This is a genomic window from Xanthomonas cannabis pv. cannabis (genome assembly GCF_000802365.1).
GTDB lineage: Bacteria > Pseudomonadota > Gammaproteobacteria > Xanthomonadales > Xanthomonadaceae > Xanthomonas > Xanthomonas cannabis.
Genome location: NZ_JSZE01000016.1, coordinates 1 through 17,998, shown reverse-complemented (window position 1 = coordinate 17,998; position 17,998 = coordinate 1). Strand labels below are relative to the sequence as shown.

The 17,998-nt window shown below is 68.5% G+C and carries 15 protein-coding genes; 9 read left to right on the top strand and 6 right to left on the bottom strand.

The genetic code is table 11. The features are described from left to right. The first annotated feature begins 116 nt into the window (after window positions 1-116). Entirely contained in the window at window positions 117-1,961 is a 1,845-nt protein-coding gene (locus OZ10_RS03815; RefSeq protein WP_039563987.1) for a formylglycine-generating enzyme family protein, read from the top strand. A gap of 303 nt (window positions 1,962-2,264) precedes the next feature. Beyond that, on the top strand, window positions 2,265-3,512 hold the full coding sequence (locus tag OZ10_RS03810) for a virulence factor family protein (protein WP_039563986.1): 1,248 nt from the start codon (window positions 2,265-2,267) through the stop codon (window positions 3,510-3,512). A 293-nt stretch (window positions 3,513-3,805) separates the two neighbouring features. On the opposite strand, the gene xseA is transcribed toward OZ10_RS03810, so the two are convergent. Next, window positions 3,806-5,143: an exodeoxyribonuclease VII large subunit gene (xseA, locus tag OZ10_RS03805; protein WP_039410668.1), complete on the bottom strand. Its 1,338-nt coding sequence runs from the start codon at window positions 5,141-5,143 to the stop codon at window positions 3,806-3,808. Window positions 5,144-5,289: 146 nt separating this feature from the next. After that, window positions 5,290-6,357 carry a tRNA epoxyqueuosine(34) reductase QueG gene (gene queG / locus OZ10_RS03800; protein WP_039410671.1) on the bottom strand — a complete coding sequence of 356 codons (1,068 nt, stop codon included), beginning with the start codon at window positions 6,355-6,357 and terminating at the stop codon, window positions 5,290-5,292. Between the two features lie 24 nt (window positions 6,358-6,381). Here queG and OZ10_RS03795 point away from each other — a divergent pair, with 24 nt between their 5' ends. The 6 genes from OZ10_RS03795 to OZ10_RS03770 all read left to right on the top strand — a co-directional run bounded on the left by OZ10_RS03795 (window position 6,382) and on the right by OZ10_RS03770 (window position 14,022). Beyond that, window positions 6,382-7,869 carry an NAD(P)H-hydrate dehydratase gene (locus OZ10_RS03795; protein ID WP_039410673.1) on the top strand — a complete coding sequence of 496 codons (1,488 nt, stop codon included), beginning with the start codon at window positions 6,382-6,384 and terminating at the stop codon, window positions 7,867-7,869. Then, complete coding sequence (gene tsaE / locus OZ10_RS03790) at window positions 7,866-8,366, top strand: tRNA (adenosine(37)-N6)-threonylcarbamoyltransferase complex ATPase subunit type 1 TsaE (protein WP_039410676.1); 501 nt, start codon at window positions 7,866-7,868, stop codon at window positions 8,364-8,366. The genes OZ10_RS03795 and tsaE overlap by 4 nt, the downstream gene beginning before the upstream one ends. 70 nt (window positions 8,367-8,436) lie before the next feature. Further along, on the top strand, window positions 8,437-10,098 hold the full coding sequence (locus tag OZ10_RS03785) for an N-acetylmuramoyl-L-alanine amidase (RefSeq protein ID WP_039410679.1): 1,662 nt from the start codon (window positions 8,437-8,439) through the stop codon (window positions 10,096-10,098). Window positions 10,099-10,237: 139 nt separating this feature from the next. Continuing rightward, the gene (gene mutL / locus OZ10_RS03780; protein WP_039410681.1) at window positions 10,238-12,103 is read left to right on the top strand and encodes a DNA mismatch repair endonuclease MutL; all 1,866 of its coding nucleotides are present in this window, start codon (window positions 10,238-10,240) and stop codon (window positions 12,101-12,103) included. Beyond that, the gene (locus OZ10_RS03775) at window positions 12,103-13,038 is read left to right on the top strand and encodes a DUF1684 domain-containing protein (RefSeq protein WP_039410683.1); all 936 of its coding nucleotides are present in this window, start codon (window positions 12,103-12,105) and stop codon (window positions 13,036-13,038) included. Before mutL ends, OZ10_RS03775 begins: the two co-directional genes overlap by 1 nt. A 33-nt stretch (window positions 13,039-13,071) precedes the next feature. Next, window positions 13,072-14,022 (top strand): TraB/GumN family protein, encoded by a 951-nt coding sequence (locus OZ10_RS03770; protein WP_425511555.1) that lies wholly within the window; start codon window positions 13,072-13,074, stop codon window positions 14,020-14,022. Between the two features lie 184 nt (window positions 14,023-14,206). Here OZ10_RS03770 and phaR read toward each other — a convergent pair whose 3' ends face one another. From phaR to gluQRS, 3 genes are all read right to left on the bottom strand, one after another. Next, window positions 14,207-14,782, bottom strand: a complete 576-nt coding sequence (gene phaR, locus OZ10_RS03765) for a polyhydroxyalkanoate synthesis repressor PhaR (protein WP_039410688.1) — start codon at window positions 14,780-14,782, stop codon at window positions 14,207-14,209. Between the two features lie 159 nt (window positions 14,783-14,941). Further along, the gene (gene phbB / locus OZ10_RS03760) at window positions 14,942-15,682 is read right to left on the bottom strand and encodes a beta-ketoacyl-ACP reductase (RefSeq protein ID WP_039410690.1); all 741 of its coding nucleotides are present in this window, start codon (window positions 15,680-15,682) and stop codon (window positions 14,942-14,944) included. Between the two features lie 73 nt (window positions 15,683-15,755). Next, window positions 15,756-16,655, bottom strand: a complete 900-nt coding sequence (gluQRS, locus tag OZ10_RS03755) for a tRNA glutamyl-Q(34) synthetase GluQRS (RefSeq protein WP_039410693.1) — start codon at window positions 16,653-16,655, stop codon at window positions 15,756-15,758. A 97-nt stretch (window positions 16,656-16,752) separates the two neighbouring features. Here gluQRS and htpX point away from each other — a divergent pair, with 97 nt between their 5' ends. Next, complete coding sequence (gene htpX, locus OZ10_RS03750) at window positions 16,753-17,631, top strand: protease HtpX (RefSeq protein ID WP_039410695.1); 879 nt, start codon at window positions 16,753-16,755, stop codon at window positions 17,629-17,631. Window positions 17,632-17,847: 216 nt separating this feature from the next. Here htpX and OZ10_RS22020 read toward each other — a convergent pair. After that, the coding region (locus OZ10_RS22020) for an EAL domain-containing protein (protein WP_139051267.1) at window positions 17,848-17,998 on the bottom strand (151 nt) is incomplete at its 5' end.

Here is a 17,998-nt window from a genome sequence, read left to right as displayed (position 1 = left end):
GATTTCCGTCGACAGCAAGGGTTTGCGCAGAACGCGCAGAATAGCCTAACGTCGCGATCGCCTGTCGTGCGGCAGAGCACTGGAAGGAGCAGGTGGTGGGCAAGTGCGGTAACCGGATGGCAACGTGGGCACTGGTGGCGCTCAGCATGTGTGCCTGTTCACGTGCCCCGGCACCGACTCCGGCGCCGGCTGCACAAGCGCCGGCGGCGACGCGGCAGCCAGGCACACCCAATGTCTCCATCGGCGGCGAAGAATCCGCCGAGACCGTTGCACAGTGGCAACCGCCGGCCGTGGATCTGGGCGATGAGCCCCTGGCGCAGGCGCGCAAGCGCGCCGACGCGGCCTTGCAGGACGATCGCCTGTACCGCGACGCCGACGATGCGATCCCGTTGTACCTGGCCATCCAGCAACGCGCCGGCGGCAAGGACGCGGCCAGCCGGCGCGGGCTGGAGCAGGCGCGCGCGCGCTTGCTCGAGCGCGGGCAGGCCTTGATTGCCCAGACCGAGCGTCAGGACGATGCGCTGGAACAGGCGCGCGAGCTGGCCATCGTGGCGCTGGCGCTCGCACCGCAGGACCCGAAGGTGCGTGCGCTGCAACGCGAAGTGGAAACCGCCCAGCGCGTGCTCGGGTTCAACCGGGCCGGTGAAGACGATCTGCGCGGAGGCCGGTTGGGCGAAGACGGCAACGGCGCGCTGGTGAACTTTCGCGATGCCGCGCAGCTGGACCCGGACAACCCACGCACGCGCCAGGGCCTGGCCGCAGTGGAAAGCGGACTGCTCGAACGCGCCGAACAGGCCGCCGACGCCGGCGATTTCGTCGGTGCGCGGTACTGGCTGCAGATGGCCGGGCAGGTGCGCGACCGCGCGCCCACCATTGCCGATGCGCGCGCGCGCATCGAGCGCACGCGGCGCGCGCAGATCGCGGCCCTGCACGATGCCGGCCTGCACGACCTGACGTCGCCGCGCGGTCTCAAGGCCGCCGGTGAGAAACTGGCCGAGGTGCTGCGCATCGCCGACCCCGGCGACCCGATGGCGGGCGATCTGCGCCGTCGGCTGGAATTGGCCACCCATTACGGCAGCTTCCGGCCCGGGCAGGTGTTCACCGACGGGCTCAAGCTGGGCGGGCGCGGACCGCAGATGATCGTGGTGCCGCATGGTGCCTTCCAGATGGGTGCCGGCGATGCCGAACCGGGGGCCTCCGACAACGAGCGCCCGGCGCATTACGTGCGCTTCGCACGCGGCTTTGCGTTGTCGATCACCGAGGTGACGGTGGCCGAGTTCCGCCAGTTCGTCGAGGCCACCGGTGCGCGACCACGGGCCACCCGGCGCGGGCATTCGGTGGTGTACGACGAGCGCAGCGGCAACTTCATCCGCCGCAGCGGCGTGGACTGGCAGTCCGACTACAACGGCGCACGGGCCGCGCCCAACAGCCCGGTGATGCACGTCAGCATCCGCGACGCCGAGGCGTATGCGTCCTGGCTGTCGGAGCAGACCGGCCGCCATTATCACGTGCCCAGCGAGGCCGAGTTCGAGTACGCGGTGCGCGCCGGCACCACCGGGCGCTATCCGTGGGGGAATGCCGGCTCGCCACCGCGCGACACGGGCAATTTCACCGGCGGCAACGACGTATCGCGCAGCGGCCGGCACTGGAACAACGGCTTCGTCGGCTACGGCGACGGCTTCTGGGGCCCGGCACCGGTAGGCAGTTTCCGCGCCAACGCCTGGGGTCTGCACGACATGGGTGGCAACCTGAGCGAATGGGTGGCCGACTGCTGGCACGCCAGCTATCGCCGGGCACCGGCCGATGGCGCGGCATGGTTCAACCCGGGCTGCCGGCAGCGCATGATCCGCGGCGGCAGCTGGGCCAACTCGCCGCAGCAGACACGTGCGGCGTGGCGGCAATCGCAGGACTCCGATACCACCAGTGCGCGGATCGGGTTCCGGCTGGCGCGCGGGATCTAGAGTGAGGAGATGGATGCTTCGGGACGGCGGTTCGATTCCGCCCACCTCCACTAATCCGCTCACCTCCACCAAACAGCGTTTCCTGAGACGAGCGACTACAGCCTGGAATTCTCGATGCAGAGATTTTTCGGCCTTCGATGCGCATTGCGGATGCCGGATGCAGGCTGCGTAGCGCCGGCCCAGCCACCATGCATGACATGTCTGGATCCGTTGGCTTAACCGCAGCGAACACTGCCCGCCCGGGGATGGAACCGGTAAGGCGTGCGGCGGTCGAAGCGCCAGCGCTTCTGAAGGACTGCCGCGATGAGCATGGGGATCACGATGTTTCGTTGGGTCATGGCGGCCTTGCTGATCGGCGGCAGCGGCTATGCCGTGGCGCGGCACATGCAGGAGGGCAACACCGCCGGGCACTACCACGCAGTGGAGATCGTGCGCCCGGAAGGCACGCCCAAGGCCATGGTGGTGTTGCTGCCCGACAGTGCCCATCCGCAGGACGGCCAGCACCTGGCCGACATGCTGAGCGATGACGGTGCGCTGGTTGCGGTGGTCGATACCGCCAGCTACCGCGAGCGCCTGCGCTCGCACCACGCGGCCTGCAGCTCGCTGGCCGACGACGCCGAGCGGCTCGGCAAGAAATTGTTGCGCGCCGAACATGTGGATGCCTTCCTGCCGCCGGTGCTGGTGGGGCAGGGCGATGGCGCTGTGCTGGCACGCCAGGCGCTGGCGTCGTCGGCGCCGGACGTGCTGGGCGGTGCGGTGGTTGCCGATGCCGGCACCACCGACACCGGCCTGGCCTGTTCGCGCGACGTGCCCGATGCCAATCAGGGCTTTCTCGACGATCTGGTCGACGGCGCCAGCCCGATGCAGATCGCTGCGGCCACGCGCGGCCACTTCCGGGCGGCCCAGGCACAGGGCCTGGGCGACCTGCCGCTGGTCGAGTTGCACGCACCCGGCAGCGACCGCCTGGTGGTGATGCTCTCCGGCGATGGCGGCTGGCGCGAGCTTGACAAGGGCATCGCCGCGCAGCTGCAGCAGCAGGGCGTGTCGGTGGTGGGCTGGAACAGCCTGCGGTACTTCTGGGCCAGCCGTACCCCGCAGCAGGTGGGCGCGGACCTGGACCGGGTGATCGCGGCCTATCGCCAGCGCTGGCATATCCAGCACGTCGCGTTGGTGGGGTATTCGTTCGGTGCCGACGTCCTGCCGTTCGCCTACCCGGAACTGTCGCCGCAGCAGCGCGCCTCCGTGCAGTTCGTCAGCCTGCTCGGGCTTGGCCACCAGGCCGACTTCAAGGTGCGTGTCGGCGGCTGGCTGGGCTGGCACAACGATGCCGAGCGCGATGTGGAGCCCGCCATCCGGTCGCTGGACGCGCATCGGCTGCAGTGCATCTATGGCAGCGAGGAAAAGGACACGCTGTGCCCGGAGCTGCGCGCGCGTGGCGTCGAGGTGGCGGTGCGGCCCGGCGGCCACCATTTCGATCACGACCCGGTGGTGTTGGCCACGCTGCTGATGCAGGGCTGGCAGCACGCCGCGCAGATGCCTGGCAGCTCTTGACGCCGCTCTGCGTTGAAGAAGCACTAGACAACGTTTTCCGGAGCGTGTGATCGACAACCGACGATCGCAGTCGAGCACGCTCTGCCAGGCACCGGTGCCTGATTCCTGGCGGCGGTGGCCGCAGTGCCCGGGCGCAATGCCGGGTCTGCCCGTCACCCCACGGCTTATTCAAGGTGCGCTGTCAGCGCGCCGACCGATGGCGGCCCGACTTGGCGCGGCACTCTTCGACTGGTCAAGCAGGCGCCGAGCGGCAGCAGTGCTGCAGACATCGCGTCGTCGTGGGCTGCTTGCTTTCAGCCTTCGTCAGATTCCACCCGCACAGCGATGCTGCCATCGGCCAGTTGCGCACGCAGGCGCTCGCCGGTGACCACGTCGGCGGCGCTGCGCACCACGCTGCCATCGGCAGGGCGGGTCACGATGGCATAGCCGCGTGACACGGTGGCAAGCGGGCTCACCGCTTCCAGCGAGCGCGCCAGGCCGCGCAGCCGCAACTGATCGTGCTGCAAGCGCCGTTGCATGGCCGCTTGCGGATGCAGCGCGCGCAGCCGCTGTTGCAAGCTGGCGAGGTTGCGCTGCGGGTTATGCACCTGCAGGTGCGCCTGCCCGCGTTGCACGCGTGTCTGCAGGCGCTCCAACACCTGGGCCATGCGCGCGCGCAGCTGACGGCCGGCCTCTTCCTGGCGCCGGTGCAGCAGCTGCAGCCGCGCCTGCGGGCTGTGCGCACGCAGGCGCAGCGCAAGCCGGTCGGCGCGTTGCATCGCGTTCCGCAGGGCATGCTGTTGCAGCTGCGCCATGCGTGCCTGCGCACGCCTCACCCGCGCCACCAGTTCACGCTGATCGGGCACCAGCAGCTCGGCCGCCACCGACGGCGTGGGCGCACGCACGTCGGCCGCGAAATCGCTCAGGCTGAAGTCGGTCTCGTGGCCGACCGCCGAGACCACCGGGGTATGCGCAGCGGCGATCGCGCGCGCCAGGCGTTCGTCGTTGAAGGCCCACAGGTCTTCCAGCGAGCCGCCACCGCGGGTGATCAGGATGACGTCGTAACGCCCGGAGGCATCGGCGCGCTGCAGCAGGGATGTCACTTGTGCCGCGGCGCTGTCGCCTTGCACCAGCGACGGCAACAGGTCGACCTCCAGCAGCGGGAAGCGTCGCGCCAGCACACTGAGCACATCGCGCACCGCCGCCCCGCTGGGCGAGGTGATCACCGCCAGGCGGCGTACATGCGCCGGCAGCGGTTGCTTGCGCTCGGCATCGAACAGGCCTTCGGCTGCCAGGCGCGTACGCAGTTCGTCGAAGGCACGTCGCAGCGCACCTTCACCGGCTTCTTCCATATGGTCGAGCACCAGCTGGTAGTCGCCGCGCGCTTCGTACAGGGTGAGGCGGCCGCGTGCGAGCACGCGCAAGCCCTCGCGCGGCTGGAACTTCAGCCAGGTGCTCTTGGGCTTGAACATCGCGCAACGGATCTGCGCGCGTGCGTCCTTGAGCGTGAAGTACAGATGGCCCGAGGCCGGGCGGGTGACGCTGCTCAGCTCGGCTTCCACCCACACCAGCGGGAAGCTGCCTTCCAGCAGGTCGCGCGCCAGTGTATTGAGCTGGCTGGGAGTGAGGATCTGTTGGTTGCGGTCGGCCATCGCCGCATTATCCCGTAGCGGGGAAGCGTGTGGGTGATCGCCGTCCGAACGCCCGGGCGGCCGGTGGCAGAGTGTGGCCGTCGCCTGCTGGGCGCATGCCGCAGATGCCATAGGCTGCATCGGTGCACGCAGCGAATGCCGGCGGCTCAGATGCCGTGCTGCGCCAGCGCCCAGCCGGCGTGTTCGCGTACCAGTTCGGAGTCGTGATGGCGACGCGTCTCCAGGGCGGCCAAGACTTCCGGCGTGCCCGGTGCATTGCCCAGGCCCACCGCGATATTGCGCAGCCAGCGTTCGTGGCCGCTGCGGCGGATCGGGCTACCTTCGGTGCGGCGCAGGAATTCGTCTTCGTCCCAGGCAAACAGCTGCGGCAGCGTTGCCACATCCAGCGCATTGCGCGCGCGGAAGTCGGGCTCATCGGTGCGCTTGGCGAACTTGTTCCAGGGGCAGATCAGCTGGCAATCGTCGCAGCCGAAGATGCGGTTGCCGATCGGCTTGCGCATCTGTTCCGGAATTGGACCGTCGTGTTCGATGGTGAGGTAGGCAATGCAGCGGCGCGCATCCAGCCGGTACGGCGCAATGATGGCCTGGGTCGGGCAGATGTCGATGCAGCGCGTGCAGGTGCCGCAATGCGCGGTGGCCGGCGTGTCGATGGGCAGCGGCAGATCCAGATAGATCTCGCCCAGGAAGAACCACGAGCCGCCGTTGCGATCGATCAGACAGGTGTGTTTGCCGATCCAGCCCAACCCCGCGTTGCGCGCCAGTGCACGCTCCAGCACCGGCGCGGAATCCACAAACACGCGGTAACCGAAGGCGCCGATCTCGCCCTGGATGCGCTCGGCCAGTTTCTGCAGCCGGTTGCGCATGAGCTTGTGGTAGTCGCGCCCCAGCGCATAGCGCGCCACGTACGCACGGTTGCCGTCGTGCAAGGTATTCCAGGCCTCGGTGTCGTCCTTGCGGCCGTAATCCATGCCCACCGACAACACCCGCAAGGTGCCCGGCACCAGCTCCTGCGGGCGCGAGCGTTTGTCGCCGTGCTGGGCCATCCAGTGCATCGTGCCGTACAGGCCTTCTTCCAGCCAGCTGCGCAGATGCACTTCGTCTTCTCCCAGTTCGATGCCGGCGATACCGCAGCGTTGAAAGCCCGATTCGCGTGCAAGTGCACGGATGCGCGCGGCGGCATCGGTGGGGTCGGGGCGGGCGAGGACGGCAGACATGGCGACAAGTATAGAATTCCCGGCATGTACGCACCGCTCGCTCTTTACGATTCCGCTGCCGCGCGCACGCTCGATGCGCAGGCCACCGCACTGCTCGGTGGCGATGGCTACCTCCTGATGCAACGTGCCGGGCAGGCCGCCTGGCAATGGTTGCTGGAGCGCTGGCCGCAGGCGCGCCGCATCGTGGTGGTCTGCGGGACCGGCAACAACGGTGGCGATGGCTATGTGCTGGCGCGGTTGGCGCAGCGCGCCGGGCGCCAGGTGCGGGTGGTGCATCTGCCCGAGCGGGGCCCGGCATCGGAGCTGGCCCAGCGCGCCTGTACCGACTACCTGGCGATGGGCGGCGTGATCGAGCTGTTCCCGTATCCGCTGGGGCAGGCCGATGTGATCGTGGATGCGCTGTTCGGCATCGGCCTGAACCGCGCGCCCGATGCGTCAACCGCAGCGCTGATCGAGGCGGTCAACGGTTGCGGCGTTCCGGTGCTGGCGCTGGACGTGCCCAGCGGCATCGACGCCGACCATGGCGTGGCGTTCGAGACGGCCGTGCGTGCGCAGGCGACCTTGCAATTCATCGTGCCGCATGTCGGCCTGTACACCGGCGACGCCCTGGAATACGCAGGCGACCGCAGCATCGCAACGCTGGACGTGCCGGGCTCTGCATTCGACGGGCTCACGCCTGCGGCACATCGCTGGGACATCGACGCGCTGGCGGCGCAGTTGCGGCCCCGGCGGCGGAACACGCACAAGGGTGAATCGGGCCGGGTGCTGTGCGTGGGCGGCAATCTGGGCAGCGGCGGGGCAATCATGCTGACCGCCGAAGCCGCGCTGCGCAGCGGCGCCGGGCTGGTGCAGGTTGCCACCCGTGCCGAGCACGTGACCCCGTTGCTGGCGCGTTGCCCCGAAGCGATGGTGCGCGCGGTGCAGGCGGGCGACGACATCGCCGCCCTGGCCGATGCCGCCGATGTGGTCGCGCTCGGTCCCGGGCTGGGCCAAGACGCGTGGGCCCAGACGTTGTGGCATGCGGTCCTGGGCTCGGGCAGCGCCGTCGTCATCGATGCCGATGGCCTGAACCTGTTGGCGTTGAATCCGCTGCCCACGCGCGGCCCGCGGGTGCTGACCCCGCATCCCGGCGAAGCCGGGCGATTGCTGGGGCTGTCCACCGCGCAGGTGCAGCGCGACCGCCTGACCGCCGCTGCCGCGTTGGCCCAGCGCTTCGGCGCGGTGGTGGTCCTCAAGGGCGCCGGCAGCGTGGTGGCGGCCCCGCACGCGGTGCCGCGCATCATCGACGCCGGCAACCCGGGCATGGCCGTCGGTGGCATGGGCGACCTGTTGACCGGCGTGATCGCCGCCTTGCTGGGGCAGGGCTGGGCGGCCCTGGATGCCGCCAGCCTGGGCGCCTTGCTGCATGCCTGCGCCGGCGACGCGGCAGCGCGCGACGGCGAACGCGGCCTGTTGCCCACCGACCTGCTGCCGCAGCTGCGTCGCCTTGCCAATGCCGGAGCCACTGCATGACGCCTCTTGCTGCTTACCTGATCGATGCCGAGGCCACCGAGACGCTGGGCCGCGCAATGGCCGCAGTCCGGCCCGCCAACGCGATGGTCCAGCTGCACGGCGACCTGGGCGCGGGCAAGTCCACGCTCGCGCGCGCGCTGCTGCGGGCGCTCGGTGTCAGCGGGCCGATCCGCAGCCCGACCTATACCCTGATCGAACGCTATCCGCTGGGCCCCGGCGACGAAGCCTGGCACCTGGACCTGTACCGCATCGGGCAGGCCGGCGAGCTGGATTTCCTTGGCCTGGACGAAGGCAGCGCCAGCCTGTGGTTGGTGGAATGGCCGGAGCGGGGCGCAGGTGCCCTGCCGGCGGTGGACGTAGATGTGGAACTGGCTGTCGATGGCGATGGCCGACGTGTTCGTCTGTTGGGCCGCAGCCAGACCGGACGCGACTGGCTGGCGCGCCTCGCCGATCAGGCCGAGTTGCAGGCGCTTTTTGTCAGCCCACAGGAAGAATGAACGCCAGGTTACGGATTATTAAGGGAAATCACCTTGCAATTCACCCGTTTGGGTGATTGAATCCAGCGCCATGACACCGGGGATCCGCCAGTTCAGTCGTGCCGCCCTGACCGCCAGCCTCAGCCTGGCGGTTTTTGCTGCGTGGGCCGGCGAAATCAAGGGCGTCGGCGTCAGCACCGGCGCCACCGGCACCCGTGCAGAGATCCAGTTGGCCGGCAGCGGCGGCTTCAAGACCTTGTCGCTGGCCAACCCCAATCGGTTGGTGGTGGACTTCCCGGATTCCGCCGCGGCGCGTGGGCTCAAGCTGCCCCCGGCCGCCGGCCTGGTGACCTCCGTGCGCACCGGGCAACCGGTGCCGGGCACGTTCCGCGTGGTGTTCGAGCTGTCCAGCGCGGTCACTGCGCTGAAACCGCAAATGCAGACGCTCGGCAGTGCCTCGACCCTGGTGATCGAATGGCCCGGCGATCCAGCACCTCCCTCCGCCGTTGCCAGCGCACCAGTACCTGCCGCGGCACCGCCGCCACGCGCCGTCGATGCACAGGCCGAAGCGGCGCGTGCCACCGCAGCGCTGGCCGCATCCGCGCAACGTGCATCTGCGACACCACCTCCGCCGCCGGCCCCGGTCGTGGTGCCTGCTTCGGCGATGCCGACCGTCACGCAGGCAGCAGTGCCGACGACAGTCGCCACCGGGGTGCCGACGCCGCGTCCCGGAACCGCTGCTGCGGCCGCGCCGACGACGGCCGGCAGCACCCAACCCAATCGCATCGTTGCGGGCCCGGGCACGCCGGTGCCAGGTGCGCCCACAACGGCCGGTGCCTCCGCGGCCGCCATCCTCAATGGTGGCGGCGCGCCGATGGCCGCTGCGGGCGCAGGTCCAGCCGCGGCAATGCCGGGCGCGGCTACCGACGACGACCTGCCGCCGCGTCCGGTGCTGCCCAGTGAGGCATCGCGGGTCAAGATGGCGCCCGGCATGCGGCCGTTGATCGTCGCCATCGACCCCGGCCACGGTGGCCAGGATCCCGGCGCCATGGGCCCCACCGGCAAGCGCGAGAAAGACGTGACCCTGGCGGTCGGCCGCGAGCTGGCCCGCCAGATCAACGCCACGCCCGGCATGAAGGCGTACCTGACCCGCGACACCGACGTGTTCATCCCGCTGCCGATGCGCGCGCAGAAGGCACGCGCCGCCAAGGCGGACATCTTCATTTCGATCCACGCCGATGCGGCCGAAAACCGCAGCGCCACCGGATCGTCGGTGTACGTGTTGTCCACCAAGGGCGCCTCCTCGCAGCGCGCGCGCTGGCTGGCCGACAAGGAAAATGCCGCCGACCTGGTCGGTGGCGTGCGTCTGCAGCAGACCGAAAGCACGCTGGCCAACGTATTGCTGGACCTGGCCCAGAGCGGGCACATGAAAGCCTCCGAAGACGCCGCCGGCCACGTGCTCGGTGGGCTCAAGCGCATCGGCAACAACCACAAGCCGCAGCTGGAGCGGGCCAATTTCGCGGTGCTGCGCACCTCGGATATGCCGGCCATGCTGGTGGAAACCGCGTTCATCTCCAATCCGGACGAAGAGCGTCGCCTGATCGATCCGGCCTACCAGCGCAAGATCGCCGCTGCGGTGCTGGACGGTATCGATACATTCTTTACGCGCCAGCCGCCGCCGGGCACCTTGTTCGCCGCGCGCGCGCAGGCCGAAGCCGATGCCGTCGGCACCGTGGCCGGCGGCAGCCGCTGACCCGCTCGGCTATCATTCGGCCCTGAATCCCCGAGATGTCGGTGCCTGTGCGCCGGCTGGTCGCCGTGCCGAGGTCTGTCTTGTCCGTGTCACCCCCGCTGTACTGCATGCCGCGCGTCCTGCGCCGGAGTGCGCGCTGATGGCGATCCGCCAGCTGCCTGAGATCCTGATCAACCAGATCGCTGCCGGCGAGGTCGTCGAGCGACCCGCCTCCGTGGTCAAGGAACTGGTCGAGAACGCGCTCGACGCCGGCGCCACCCGGGTGGACATCGAGCTGGAAGAAGGCGGCGTGCGCCTGATTCGCATCCGCGACAACGGTGGCGGCATCACGCCCGACGAGCTGCCGCTGGCAGTCTCGCGGCATGCCACCAGCAAGATCGCCTCGCTCGACGATCTGGAAACCGTGGCCACGCTCGGTTTTCGCGGCGAGGCCTTGCCCTCGATCGCCTCGGTCAGCCGCTTCACCCTGATCTCGCGTCGCGCCGATGCCGAGCACGGCTCGGCGCTGCAGATCGACGGCGGCCGGCTGGGTGAGGTGACCCCGCACGCACACGCGCCCGGCACCACGGTCGAGGTGCGCGAGCTGTTCTTCAACGTGCCGGCCCGCCGCAAGTTCCTGCGTGCCGAACGTACCGAGCTCGGGCACATCGAAGAATGGCTGCGCTCGTTGGCGCTGGCGCGCCCGGATGTGGAATTGCGCGTGTCGCACAATGGCAAGCCGTCGCGTCGCTACAAGCCGGGTGACCTGTATTCGGACGCACGCCTTGGCGAAACGCTGGGCGAGGATTTTGCGCGCCAGGCGCTGCGCGTGGATCACAGCGGCGCCGGCCTGCGCCTGCACGGCTGGGTGGCGCAACCGCATTACTCGCGTGCCAGCACCGACCAGCAATATCTCTACGTCAATGGCCGCTCGGTACGCGATCGCAGCGTGGCGCACGCGGTCAAGATGGCCTATGGCGATGTGCTGTTCCATGGCCGCCAGCCCGCCTACGTGCTGTTCCTGGAACTGGACCCGGCGCGGGTGGACGTCAACGTGCATCCGGCCAAGCACGAGGTGCGCTTCCGCGAAGCGCGGCTGATCCACGACTTCGTCTACCGCACCTTGCAGGATGCGTTGGCGCAGACGCGTGCCGGTACCACGCCCAACAGCATCGGCAGCGACGCTCCTGCGGCGGACGCCGTGGGTGCGATGGGAGCGGGTTTCAGTGGCGGCGCGAGCTACGGCAGCACCGCCAGCGGTGGCGGCGGTGGCGGCGGCTCCGGACGCTATGCCAACTGGACGCCCTCGCAGACGCCGTTGGGCTTGCGCGTGGACGAGGCGCGCGCGGCCTACAGTGCGCTGTATGCGCCGCCGCCCGGCAGTGCGCAGCTGCCACAGCTCTCCGGCACCGGCCTGCCGGTCACCGCCGAAGACAGCGGGGTGCCGCCGCTTGGCTACGCCGTGGCGCAGTTGCACGGCATCTACATCCTGTCCGAAAACGCCGAAGGCCTGATCGTGGTGGATATGCACGCCGCGCACGAGCGCATCGGCTACGAACGGCTCAAGAACGCGCACGACAGCATCGGCCTGCATGCGCAGCCGCTGCTGGTGCCCATCACGCTGGCGGTGGGCGAGCGCGAGGCCGATACCGCCGAGCGCGAAGCCGATACCCTGGCCAGCCTGGGCTTTGAGATCACCCGTGCCGGCCCGCAATCGCTGCACGTACGCAGCATTCCCGCGTTGCTCGCCAACGCCGAGCCGGAGGCGCTGCTGCGCGATGTGCTCGGCGATCTGCGCGAACATGGGCAAAGCCGGCGTATCGCCAGTGCGCGCGACGAACTTCTCTCCACCATGGCCTGCCACGGCGCCGTGCGCGCCAACCGTCGCCTCACCGTGCCAGAAATGAACGCGTTGCTGCGCGATATGGAAGCCACCGAGCGCTCGGGTCAATGCAACCATGGCCGACCCACCTGGGCTCGGTTTACGCTGAGCGATATCGATCGTTGGTTTCTCAGGGGACGTTGATGGCAGTGCACGGGGGGAGGGGCTGGCTGCTCGGCATGCTGGTGGTCGCAACGCTAGCCGGCTGTGGGCGCGACAGCGCACCGCCGCAGGCGCCGGTGGCGCTGGACAAGACGTTTCTGGCCGATACCGCCGCCTGGCGCGAAGCGCGGCTGAAAGAACTGCGCGCACCCGATGGCTGGACCAGCCTGGTCGGCCTGCACTGGCTCTCGCTGAAGGCGCACTACATCGGCAGCAGCGCAGACAGTGGGATCAAACTCGCGGTCGGCCCGCCGAAGATGGGCATGGTGTCTAGCGAGGGCGGTGTGGTGTGGTTCGTGCCCGAGCGCGGCGCGGCCCTCAGCGTGGACGGCAAGCCGCTGACCGGCAGGATCCGCTTCCAGTCCGATCGCGATGCGCGGCCGACGCTGATCCAGTTCGACGAGGGCAAGGGCGTGCTCAGCCTGATCCATCGCGGCGACCGCTATGCATTGCGCGTCAAGCATGCCGACGCGCCCTCGCGCACCCACTTCGCCGGGCTGGACTACTGGCCGGTGGATCCGGCATGGCGCATCGCCGCGCGCTACGTACCCAACGATGTCGGCAAGACCATCCCCATCGTGGACATCGTCGGCATCAGCAGCGAACAGCCCAATGCAGGGGCGATCGAGTTCGAGCGCGACGGCAAGACCTATCGTCTGGAAACGATCGGCGAGCCGGGGCGACCCATGTTCGTGGTGTTCGCCGACCGCACCAGCGGCCACGGCAGCTATCCGGCCGGGCGTTTTCTGGACCTGGACGTGCCCGACGCCTCCGGACACGTAGTGGTCGACTTCAATCGCGCCTACAACCCGCCGTGTGCGTTTACCCCGTTCGCCACCTGTCCCTTGCCGCCACCGGAAAACCGGATCGACCTGGCGGTGTCGGCCGGCGAAAAGGCCTACAGGGTGCCGCACTGACGTGATGAGGGGGAATCGGTAATGGTCAACGCAATGAAAGTGCAGCTGGCTGCCTGGGGCCGCAGCGCGATGCTCGGCCTGGCACTGTGGAGCGGGGCGGTGGCGCCGGTCTGCGCACATGCGGCCAACGAGGTGCCCGCCAACCCGCCGGTGCCGCTGCTATGGAAGGTCGATGGCAAGGGCGGCACGCTCTATCTGCTCGGCTCCTTCCATGTGCTCAAGCCCAGCGATTACCCGCTGTCGCCGGACGTGATGCAGGCATTTGCCAAGGCCGACCGGCTGGTCTTCGAGTTGCCGCCATCGGACGCGCAATCGCCGCAGCTGGCCAGCCGCATGTTGCAGGTGGCGCGCCGCAGCGACGGACGGACCCTGCAGGACGTGCTGGATGCCAGGACCTGGCAGGCGCTCGGCAGCTACGCACGCACGCACGGCATGTCGGTCGACGCATTGCAGCCGCTCAAGCCCTGGTTTGTCGCGCTCTCGATCAGCATGGCCGAGATGGCCCGCCAGGGCATGGACCCGAATGCCGGCCTGGACCATTACCTGATGCAGCAGGCGCAAGCCAGGGGCAAGCCGGCCGAAGGGCTGGAGCGCGCCGAAGAGCAGATCGCGTTGCTCGACGCGATGTCGCCAACCGAGCAGCATCAGTTGCTGGAAGAGTCGCTAGACGAAGCCGCGACCACCGATCAGCTGCGCCAGCTGCACGCGGCCTGGCGCAGGGGGGATGTGCAGACGCTGTCCACGCAGATGGCCGAAGACCTGCGCCGCCAGTACCCGGCGCTGTATCAGGACATCAATGTCGAGCGCAATGCGCGCTGGGTGCCGCGGCTGGAAAAGCAGCTGGGCAAGGGCAGCGGCACCACGCTGGTGGTGGTCGGTGCGTTGCACCTGCTCGGTAACGACGGGGTTGTGGAGCGCCTGCGCGCGCGCGGCTACCACGTGGAGCGGATCTGTTCGGCCTGTGCGGAACCGCCGGGCCGCTGACGGATCGTGTCCGGCGCAGAAGCGCGCGGGCCCGATGGGTGCGACACGAAGCGTCAGTCAGTGGCGCACAGTGCTGGAACACTCGATGCGTCCAGGGTGCAGCAAGGTCGGACGAGCGGTCATGCCTGCCTGAGAATGGAGCAGCAGGTGGATTCGCTGCTGCTCCCGGATGCCACCGTGCGCGTCAACCGCGGTTGCGGGCCTTGCCGGTGGTGCCGGTATGGCTGCCGGAGGTGCCGTGCGTGCCGGTGCCCATCGGGCCGCTGCCCATGCTGCCGGCGCCGGGCGGGGTCGGCGGGGTGCCCGGGCCGCCCGGGCGGCCGAAACCGGCGCCGAAGTTGCGCTGGAACTCCTGCCACAACTCCAGGTTGCGCTCGGTCAGCTGGTTCATCATCGCCCAGGGGGTCTGCCCGAGCAGGTTGCCCATCTGCTGGCGGAACTGCTGCTGCTGGTCCAGGAACACCTGCATGCTGCGCTCCAGATAGTTGCCCATGAAGCCCTGCAGCGAATCCCCGTAGAAGCGGATGATCTGGCTCAGCAACTGGGTGGAAAGCATTGGCTCGCCGTCCTGTTCCTGGTCGGCAATGATCTGCAGCAGGACGGCACGACTCAAATCTTCGCCGCTCTTGGCATCGCGGACTTCGAACTCTTCGCCGTCGATGATCAACTGGCGCACATCTTCGATGGTGATGTAGCTGGAAATTTCCGTGTCGTAGAGACGGCGATTGGGGTACTTCTTGATGATGCGAAGTCCGGCCATGGAACGTTCACTCACACTGATAGTGCGCGCAGGATGGCGCAGCGCAGCAGCGGTTGCAACAGCCAAACAGCCTTATTTGCTTAAGCGGACACATTAAAAATGTTGCGCAGCATGGTTTTTGAGGTAAATCCATGCTGCACCGCAAAGTTGCAGCAAACGTTACCAGCCCATGTGGTGGCCACCGTTGATGTCCAGATTGGACCCGGTGATCCAGGCAGCCTCTTCGGCGACCAGGAACGCTACTGCATAGGCAATCTCTTCCGGGCGCCCCAGCCGGCCGGTGGGGATATCGGCCACGATCTTGGCGCGCACTTCCTCCGGAACCGCCATCACCATGTCGGTGGCCACATAGCCGGGCGAGACCGTGTTGACGGTCACCCCAAAGGCGGCGTTCTCGCGCGCCAGCGAAATGGTGAAGCCATGCATGCCGGCCTTGGCCGCGGCGTAGTTGGCCTGGCCGTACTGGCCCTTGAGACCATTGATGGAGCTGATCTGGATCACCCGGCCCCAGCCCCGCTTGCGCATGCCTTCGATCACCGGGCGGGTGACGTTGAACACCGAATTGAGGTTGGTGTTGATGACGTCATGCCACTGTTCGGCGGTCATGCGGTGGAAGGTGGTATCGCGGGTGATGCCGGCGTTGTTGACCAGCACCTCGATGGGCCCCAGTGACGCTTCGACGTCTTCGACCAGCGCGCGTGCATGTTCGGACGAGGCGACGTCGCCGCGGAACAAGGCCACCGCGTAGCCCTGCGCCTGCATGCGTTGCTGCCAGTCGCGCGCCTTGTCCTCGTTACGGAAGTTGCTGGCGACCCGGTGACCCTGGTCGGCCAGGCGCTTGCAGATGGCGGTACCGATACCGCCGGTGCCGCCGGTGACCAATGCGACGCGAGATGTCATGACGACTCCAATGAGCAGGTGAGGCCGAGGCGATCGGGGCGCAGGTGCCCGGTGCCGGTGCTGGGTCGCAATTCTAGTCACGCGCGGGCTGCGATGCGCGCCCATCAGTGCCCAGGGTTGCGCTCTGCGGCAGTCGCTCCGGCGAAAAATGCTGCACGGCATGTCGCAGCATCGTGTCCACGCTGCCGTGCTGCGGCAGCGCGGCCGGCAGCTGGCCCAGCGCGCGCCAGGCCGCATGCAGCGCCGGCAGCGGGTCGGTGTCGTCCAGTGCGGGCGCGGCGTGCGATTTGGACAGCTTGCGGCCGTCGGCGTCCAGGATCAGCGGCAGATGCAGGTAGCGCGGTTGCGGCAGGCCCAGGGCGCGCTGCAGCAGGATCTGGCGTGGCGTGGAATCGAGCAGGTCGGCGCCGCGTACGACATCGGTCACGGCCTGCGCGGCGTCGTCCACCACCACGGCCAACTGGTAGGCCCAATAGCCATCGGCGCGGCGCAGCACCACATCGCCGACTTCGGCATAGACGTCCTGCAGCACGCGGCCCTGCAGTCCGTCGTCGAAGCCGACCGGCGGCTGCGCCGGCACCCGCAGACGCACCGCGCGGCGCGCGCCCAGCGGGGCGACGCACGCATGGTGGAGACCGCCCATGGCGGCCAGATCGGCGCGGCTGCAGCTGCACTCGAAGGCCAGCCCGGCCTGCATCAGCGCGCTCAGTGCAGCGGTGTAGTGTGCCTCGCGCGCGGACTGCCGGATCACCGGCAGGTCCGACACCAGGCCGAAGGCGCTCAACGTGCGCAATTGCCGCTCGGACGCGCCCGGCTCGGCGCGCGGCGGGTCGATGTCCTCGATGCGCACGCACCACTGGCCGCCGGCATGGCGGGCAAGCAGCCAGCTGCCGAAGGCCGCCAGCAGGGAGCCGAAATGCAGCGGGCCGGTCGGGGAGGGCGCAAAACGGCCGCGATAGGGAAGTAGGCGCATGGGAGGCTGAATCGTCGGTCAGGAGCTTGCTTGATTTCAAGCCGCAGCGTCCGCAGATCCGCAGCAGTTCACCCCGCATGAGTGGAGCCACCGCGCCATGTTCAACCGCATTTTCCTGTTCCTGCTGACCAACTTTGCGGTGCTGATGCTCGCCGGCATCGTCATGTCGGTGCTGGGCGTCAATCCCGCGCAAATGAGTGGATTGTTGGTGATGGCTGCCGTCTTCGGTTTCGGTGGCTCGTTCATTTCGTTGCTGCTGTCCAAGTTCATGGCCAAGCGCAGCACCGGTGCGCAGGTGATCACCGAAGCGCGCACGCCGACCGAGCGCTGGTTGCTGGAGACGGTGCGGCGTCAGGCGCAGGCCGCCGGCATCGGCATGCCGGAAGTGGCGGTCTACGACGGACCGGAAATCAATGCCTTCGCCACCGGCGCCAACCGCAACAATGCCCTGGTGGCGGTGTCCACGGGCCTGCTGCAGAACATGAGCCAGGACGAGGCCGAAGCGGTGCTGGGCCATGAGATCGCGCACGTCGCCAACGGCGACATGGTGACCATGGCGCTACTGCAGGGCGTGCTGAACACCTTCGTGATCGTGCTGGCACGCGTCGTCGGCGGCATCATCGACAGCGCGATGTCGGGCAACCGCGAGAGTGGTCGAGGCTTTGCGTACTACATCATCGTGTTCGCGCTGGAGATGGTTTTCGGCCTGTTCGCGACCATGATCGCGATGTGGTTCTCGCGGCGCCGCGAATTCCGCGCCGACGCCGGTGGTGCGCATCTGGCCGGGCGCAGCAAGATGATTGCTGCATTGGAGCGCCTGTCGCTCAATCATGGCCAGAACACCTTGCCCTCGCAGGTGCAGGCCTTCGGGATTTCCGGAGGCGTGGGCGATGGGTTGCGTCGCCTGTTCCTGAGCCACCCGCCGCTGACCGAGCGTATCGCCGCACTGCGGGCGGCCAATGGCACGGCGGTGTAAGAGCGGTACCAGGATCGCTGCGGGCGCTGAACTCTGTGGAAGGCGCTGAAGCCGGGACTGGCTCCGATAGCTGGAGCGGTAGCGCCAATCTCCATGCCCACCGAACCGGTCCGCTGCATGGCCTGGCCAGCGACCAACTGGAGATCATTGCCAAAGACAACAAAAGGCCCGCGCACTGCGGGCCTCGTTGTGCTGCGTTGCCGGCTTGCGGTTGGCTCAGCCGAACTCGTAGTTCATCAGCGGCCCGGTCGGTGCCACGAAGTCGCCCTGCACGTAGTCCACGCCGGCACTGAAGAAGCTGCTCATCGATTGCGCATCGGCCACGAACTCGGCCACGGTCAGGATGCCGGCCGGCTGCGCGCGCGAG